We start from the raw sequence: 6615 nt of genomic DNA on the forward strand, positions 1-6615 counted from the left end.
CGCGCTGCTCGTTCAATAGGGATCCGAACGATCAGCGCACCCCAGCCCTCTTTGCCAAAGGACGTTGCGATGCGCTGGAAAAATAGACCTGAAGGATCGAACTGGGGCGAATTCGGCGCCGACGATCAACTCGGCCGGCCGAACCTGCTCGGCACCGACCAGGTGCTAAAGGGCGCGCGCGAGATCCGCGCGGGCCTGAGCTTCTGTCTGTCGCTACCGCTCGACGTGCCCGGCGAAAACAAGCTGAATCCGCGACGCCATCCGCCGGTGCTGCGGCCGACGGTCCGGGACGGCCTGCCCTATGTGAACTTCCCGTTCGCGCGCACCGAAGCCAGCGCGACCGACATCGTCAGCGACGATCAGGTGCTGCTGAGCCTGCAATACTCGACTCAATGGGATTCGCTCGCGCACGTCGGCGCGCGCTTCGACGCGGACGGCGACGGCGTGCCCGAAAGCGTCTACTACAACGGTTATCGCGCGCAGAAGGATATCGTCGGACCGGTCGAATATCGCGCCGACGACGGCTACGCGCCGTACGCGTGCGGCTGCGGCGAGCACAGCCACGCGGACGTGCTCGGCATCGAAAACCTCGCGGTGAAGGGCATGCAAGGACGCGGCGTGCTGATCGACCTGGTCGCGCACTACGGCAACGCGTATCGCACGCTCGGCTACGACGACCTGATGTTCGCGATCGACGCCGATCGCGTGGAAATCGAACCGGGCGACATGCTGGTGCTGCGCACCGGCTTCGCGGAACTGCTGCTGTCGATGAACCGCCAGCCCGACGAAGCGGTGCTGAACAGCCATTGCAGCGCGCTCGACGGCCGCGACCAGCGGCTGCTGCAATGGCTGACCGATTCGGGCATCGCCGCGCTCGCCGCCGACAACTACGCGGTCGAACGCTATCCGGCGCGCCCGCCCGTCGAAGCCGGCGAGCATCCGCTGCTGCCGTTGCATCACCACTGCCTGTTCAAACTCGGTTTGCCGCTCGGCGAACTCTGGTATCTGCGCGAACTGGCGACGTGGCTGCGCGCCAATGGCCGCTCGCGCTTCATGCTGACAGCGCCGCCGCTGCGGCTGCCGGGCGCGATGGGCTCGCCGGTCACGCCGATCGCGACGGTGTAACGAATCACGAAACCGCAACAACACGAAGTCACAACAAGAACCAAAGTCAGGGACAGTCTGATGCAGAAAATCACCGCTTTCTTTACCGAGCTGATGCGCCGGTATTTGCCCGATCCGTTCGTCTTCGCGATCGGCCTCACGCTACTCACGATGATCCTCGCGGTACTCGTGCAGGGCCAGGCACTCAGCGCGCTCACGCTGAGCTGGGGTAAGGGCTTCTGGGCGCTGCTCGCCTTCACCACGCAGATGGCGGTGATTCTCGCGATGGGCTACGTGCTCGCGACCGCGCCGCTGACCGAGCGCTGTCTCGACCGGCTGGTCGCGCGGGTGCACGATCCGCGTATGGCGGTGATCGTCGCGACGCTGGTCGGCGGGATCGGCAGCTATCTGAACTGGGGTTTCGGGCTCGTGATCGGCGGGATCGTCGCGCGCAAGCTCGCGATGAGCATCAAGGGCGTGCATTACCCGTTGATCATCGCGGCCGCTTATAGCGGCTTCACGATGTATGGGCTCGGGCTGTCGGCGAGCATTCCGGTGCTGATCTCGACCAAGGGCCATCCGATGGAAGCGCAGATGGGCGTGATCCCGCTCGCGGAAACGATCTTTGCGCCGACGATGCTGATCACGAGTCTCGTCGTGATCGTCACGCTGCCGCTGCTCAATGCGTGGCTGCATCCGAAGCCGGGCCAGCCGGTCAAGGAAATCGACCGCGCGCTGTACGACACGCCGCAAGCCGCCACGCCTGCAACGTCCGCGGCCGATTACGACGAACGCGGTACGCTCGCCCATCGCCTGAACAACAGCCGTCTGCTCAGCTATCTGATCGGCGCGGCCGGCATCGTGTACGTCGTGCTGTATTTCCACGGCGGCGGCTCGATGGACCTGAACCTGATCAACTTCATCATCCTGTTTCTCGGCATCATTCTGCTCGGCACGCCGATTCGCTACGTCGAGAAGCTGAACGAAGGCATCCGCACGATCAGCGGCATCATTTTGCAGTACCCGTTCTACGCGGGGATCATGGCGATCATGGCGTCGTCGGGTCTCGTCAACACGTTCTCGCACTGGTTCGTGAAGATCGCGACGCCCGCGACGCTGCCGTTCTGGGGTCTCGTCAGTTCGTTCTTCATCAACTTTTTCGCGCCGTCGGGCGGCGGACACTGGGTGATCCAGGGGCCGTTCATGATCGAGGCCGCGCAGTCGCTCGGCGCATCGGTCGGCCATACCGCGACCGCCGTGATGCTCGGCAACGCGTGGAACGATCTGGTGCAGCCGTTCTGGATTCTGCCCGCGCTCGCGCTGTCGAAGCTGAAACTGAAGGACATCATGGGCTATACGGTCATCATGATGTTCTGGATCGGCATCGTGTACACGGCGGCCATTCTATTGTGGCGCTAATGCGTTCGACCTCGACGCGCGCGCCCACTCAACTGGAGAACTGATGCCCTACATCATCGAGACATTCGACAAACCCGGTCACGCCGACGTACGTATTCGCGAGCGCGACTCGCATCTGGCGTTTCTCGAACAACACAAAGCACTGCTGCTCGCCTGCGGCGCGAAGCTGAACGACGACGGCAGTGGCGCGGGCGGCGGCATGTATGTGATCGATGTCGAAACGCGCGAGGAGGCCGAGCGCTTTATCGCGGCCGATCCGTTTTCAGTGGTCGGGCTGTTCGAGCGTGTGACGATTACGCGCTGGCGCAAGGCTTATTTCGATCGGGAGTGCTACTTGTAGCGAGAGGCGAAGGGCTTTGCTTCGCGTGATGTGTGCGGCTAACAGCGCGGGGCGTTGTTAGCCGCTTCTGTTTGCATGGCGTGCCTGGCGTGCGTGGCGTGCGTGGCTAATCGGCTAGCGAGTCGCGAAGCGCCGCGAGCCACAACGCTATTGCATGCGCGCCAGGGTCCGCGTGACCGAGCGCGCGGTCGCCCACATAGCTCGAACGTCCGCGGCGCGGATGCATCGACGCGGTGCGTGATGCGCCATCGGTCGCCGCATCGACCGCTGCCGTCAGGGCGGCATTCGTCGTTGCGCCGTTGGCGAGAGCGGTTTCCAATGCGTCGGCGGCGGGCTTCAACGCATCGACCATCGTGCGATCGCCCGGCTTCGCGCCACCCAGTTCCATCAACGCGTCGACGCCGGCGCTGAACGCTTGCGCCCATTGCCGCGCGGTGGTCCCGCCCGACTGTTCGAGCACGGCCGCCGCGCGCAGCAACAGCACCGCATACAACGGCCCGGAGGTGCCGCCGACGACCCGCCGCAGCGTCGCGGACACGCTGCGCAACACCGCACCCGGCATCGTCTCGACCGCATACGTGTCGAGTTCCTGTTGCACCGCGCGGGCGCCGCGCGCGAGGCTGATGCCGAGATCGCCATCGCCGACGCGCTGATCCATTTCGGTCAACGTCGGCTCCGCTTGCAGCAGACACGCGCACACCGCGTCGATCGCGCGACGCAGCGTCGCTTCGCGCGTAAGCGTCGCTCCTTTCGGATGCGGTTGCGCGGGCGCGGGCGCGGCGCGCACCGACACTCGCGCGACCCGGCCGCTCAGCGCGGGCCACGCGCTGGTCTGAGCGGGAGCGTCGAGCAATGCGAGCCGTTCGTCATCGACACGCAACAGCGTCAGCGACACGCCGGCCATTTCCAGCGCGCTCAGAAACGTGCCGGCCCACGCACGCTCGACCACAATGCCGAGCTTGTCGAGCTCGCGCAGCGCGGCCCCCGCGACGATGCCCAGTTCGCTCGATGGCGTGCCGCCCAGGTTGTTCACGAGCAGCACCACGCGCTCGCCCGCCTGCAACGCGAGATCGCCGACGATCTTCGCGAGCAGCTTGCCGGCGATCGCATCGGCCGGCTCCAGCGCGCCGCGCGCGACACCCGCCTCGCCGTGAATGCCGAGCCCCCATTCGATCTCGCCATCGGCCAGCTCGAAGCCCAGCTTGCCCGCAGCCGGCACCGTGCACGGCGTCAGCGCGACGCCCATCGTGCCGAGCGCCGCGGCGGCATCGCGCGCGAGCTTTGCGACCTCGCTCAGCGGCAGCCCGCGCGCGGCCGCCGCGCCCGCGATCTTGTGAACCAGCACCGTGCCCGCGAGACCGCGACGGCCCGCGTGGTCGCCGCTCGCGGCCAGCGCGACGTCGTCGGCGACGATCACCATCTCGACCGCAATGTCCTCGGCGCGCGCGAGCTCCGCCGCGAGCCCGAAGTTGAAGCGATCGCCGGTGTAGTTCTTGACGATCAGCAGCACGCCAGCCGGACCGGCGACCGCGCGGATCGCGTCGAGCACCGCGTCGGTGGACGGCGACGTGAACACCTCGCCGGCCACCGCCGCGCTCAGCATGCCGTCGCCGACGTAGCCGCCGTGAGCGGGTTCGTGGCCCGAACCGCCGCCCGAGATCAGCGCGACCTCGCCGCGCGCGGCCACAGCCTCGGCATCGGCGCGCACGACGATCGAGCCGCCCTGTAACAGCGAGAGTTGGGGATTGAGCGCCACGAGGCCTTTGAGCATGTCGGGGACCACGGTGGACACATCGTTGATGAGCTTCTTCATTGCATCAGCTCCGTTCAATGCTGCCGCGCTCCGTGACGATACGTGGGGCAGCCGGGTCGATGGCGAAACCGGAAGGCTTAACTGTACCGCGCCTTCGCCACGACAATGCGATACCGCGAACGCGCGAATGCATGCGAGCGTCGAGCTGATTACGAAAGCAGGGGGACGTAATGCGGAATGAAGAACTGCGGGGACTACTGCGTTTGACTGGAGCGTAGAAGAAAGCGGAACCGCTTTCTTCTACGTCACAGATGCGTTGGTAGGCTCGATTGGATTCGAACCAACGACCCCCACCATGTCAAGGTGGTGCTCTAACCAACTGAGCTACGAGCCTTTAGAGAGCGCGAATTATAGAGACTCGTCGCGCGCCGCACAAGCCCTTCGCGCGAATTATCGCGACACAGGTGCAATTACCTCGTGCAATCAGTTTGGCGCGGCCCATTCGGTGCGTGCGGTGTGTGGGTCCAACGGATAAACAAGCCGCTTGATGTGCATGAAGTTGAACCGTGCGTAGTTGGAATTCGTCACCCCGCGGTCATCGCGGTCCGCATCCGATGGTTCTGGACGAACGTATCGCGGCCATAGCTCGGTCCGTTGCGACCGAATGCGGTAAGCGGAGTTTCGACCGGCCAGAACGTGTTGGTCTCGTGGTTCATGCGCGCGATCAGGATCTTCATGTGGGTACGCTCCCTGTCTTAGATCGCGGCTCGTCACGATGGCCGCGATCGCTGGCCACTTTTCGTCAGTTCGATGCTGCTCGACTTGTCGGGCCAGAGAGGTTTGCGCGGGCGGGTGCTCGGCTACGGCGCGTACGCGCCCGGAGGACTGCTATCGCGGCACCAGCGGATATGCGCAATGCGTCGTGATCGACGTATCGAATACCGAAGCTTTGCTGGCCCTCGTACAAACCCGATCTGCGCGGAATTGACTGCCAGCAAACGTTTTCGTCCATCGATGCGAGTTAACTGCAATCAGGGCTCAACCTTTTGCCGGACGCGCCGTTATTGCATTTGCTCAGGCAATCCATCGACTTCCATGGCACAACCTATTTCGTTTCGCAACTCCGGTGCAGCGCGCGCTCGACACGCCAAAGCCATGCTGCTGCCGATCGCGCGCGCGATCGCCGACGACCTCGCGTTGCGGGTCCATCTGTCGCTCGACGCACTGCGCCGCGGCGTCGGCAGCAAGACCGACGCGCAGACGCTCACGCAGATCATGCTATTGACCGCGCACCTGGCAGAAGCGGGTTTCGGCTCGATGAGCCGCGAAGAGCTCTGTGCCGCTGATCGGACGGCGTCGGCGGTATTCGACATCGGTCGAACCCACGACGAGTGGAAACTGGACGAAGCGGGATTCGAACTGTTCGCGTCGATCGCAATGAATTACGACCGGCAACTGCATCGCGCGCCGCTATGGGCGATCACGGAAGCGAGCGAGCGACTCGACCGCTTCATGGCCGGCTCGCCCGACCCTGCCCCGGCACGTAAGCGGGCTTAACGGCGCGTGGACAACATGCGGGCAGGGCCTTTTCGAACAAGGCTCACCGGTGATTGAACCGGTTCGGCCCGAATTAGCGGTGCGAATACCTAATTCGGGCACGCGTACCTGGAACTAACCGGCTACGCGAAAGCGTTACGGATTGGCAGGCTGTGATGAGAGGAGCCACGATGGGTTTGCGCTCCGCACACAGCGGGTTTGTCCGCGCGTAAACGCAAAAACCCCACCGCCGGGGTGAGGTTCTATTCGGGAACAGCCACGTAAACGCCAGAACCCCGGCGCTCTTTCGGAGACACCGGGGTTCTGGACATACAGCATAAGGAGCCTGACGATTACCTACTTTCACACGGGCAATCCGCACTATCATCGGCGTAGAGTCGTTTCACGGTCCTGTTCGGGATGGGAAGGGGTGGGACCGACTCGCTATGGTCATCAGGCATGA

Annotated in this window: 5 protein-coding genes, 1 tRNA gene, 1 rRNA gene and 1 pseudogene; 4 read left to right on the forward strand and 4 right to left on the reverse strand. The window is 64.4% G+C overall.

The features are described from left to right. Positions 1–69 precede the first annotated feature (69 nt). The 3 genes from LJ656_RS31300 to LJ656_RS31310 are packed head-to-tail and all read left to right on the forward strand — an operon-like array spanning position 70 to position 2863. Positions 70–1125, forward strand: a complete 1056-nt coding sequence (locus LJ656_RS31300) for a cyclase family protein (RefSeq protein WP_230513339.1) — start codon at positions 70–72, stop codon at positions 1123–1125. A 60-nt stretch (positions 1126–1185) separates the two neighbouring features. Further along, positions 1186–2523 (forward strand): short-chain fatty acid transporter, encoded by a 1338-nt coding sequence (locus tag LJ656_RS31305; RefSeq protein WP_230513340.1) that lies wholly within the window; start codon positions 1186–1188, stop codon positions 2521–2523. A gap of 43 nt (positions 2524–2566) precedes the next feature. Further along, positions 2567–2863 (forward strand): YciI family protein, encoded by a 297-nt coding sequence (locus LJ656_RS31310; protein ID WP_230513341.1) that lies wholly within the window; start codon positions 2567–2569, stop codon positions 2861–2863. 106 nt (positions 2864–2969) lie between these two features. Here LJ656_RS31310 and dhaK read toward each other — a convergent pair whose 3' ends face one another. From dhaK to LJ656_RS31325, 3 genes and pseudogenes are all read right to left on the reverse strand, one after another. Then, complete coding sequence (gene dhaK, locus LJ656_RS31315; RefSeq protein WP_230513342.1) at positions 2970–4676, reverse strand: dihydroxyacetone kinase subunit DhaK; 1707 nt, start codon at positions 4674–4676, stop codon at positions 2970–2972. Between the two features lie 257 nt (positions 4677–4933). Further along, positions 4934–5010 (reverse strand) — tRNA-Val (locus tag LJ656_RS31320). A 196-nt stretch (positions 5011–5206) separates the two neighbouring features. Next, positions 5207–5353, reverse strand: a pseudogene (locus LJ656_RS31325) (M81 family metallopeptidase); the annotation flags it as partial. 358 nt (positions 5354–5711) lie between these two features. Here LJ656_RS31325 and LJ656_RS31330 point away from each other — a divergent pair. Then, complete coding sequence (locus LJ656_RS31330; protein WP_230513346.1) at positions 5712–6173, forward strand: hypothetical protein; 462 nt, start codon at positions 5712–5714, stop codon at positions 6171–6173. A gap of 323 nt (positions 6174–6496) precedes the next feature. Here LJ656_RS31330 and rrf read toward each other — a convergent pair. Continuing rightward, positions 6497–6610: ribosomal RNA gene (rrf, locus tag LJ656_RS31335) — 5S ribosomal RNA — on the reverse strand. Between the last annotated feature and the right edge of the window lie 5 nt (positions 6611–6615).

Source organism: Paraburkholderia sejongensis (genome assembly GCF_020880815.1).
GTDB lineage: Bacteria > Pseudomonadota > Gammaproteobacteria > Burkholderiales > Burkholderiaceae > Paraburkholderia > Paraburkholderia sejongensis.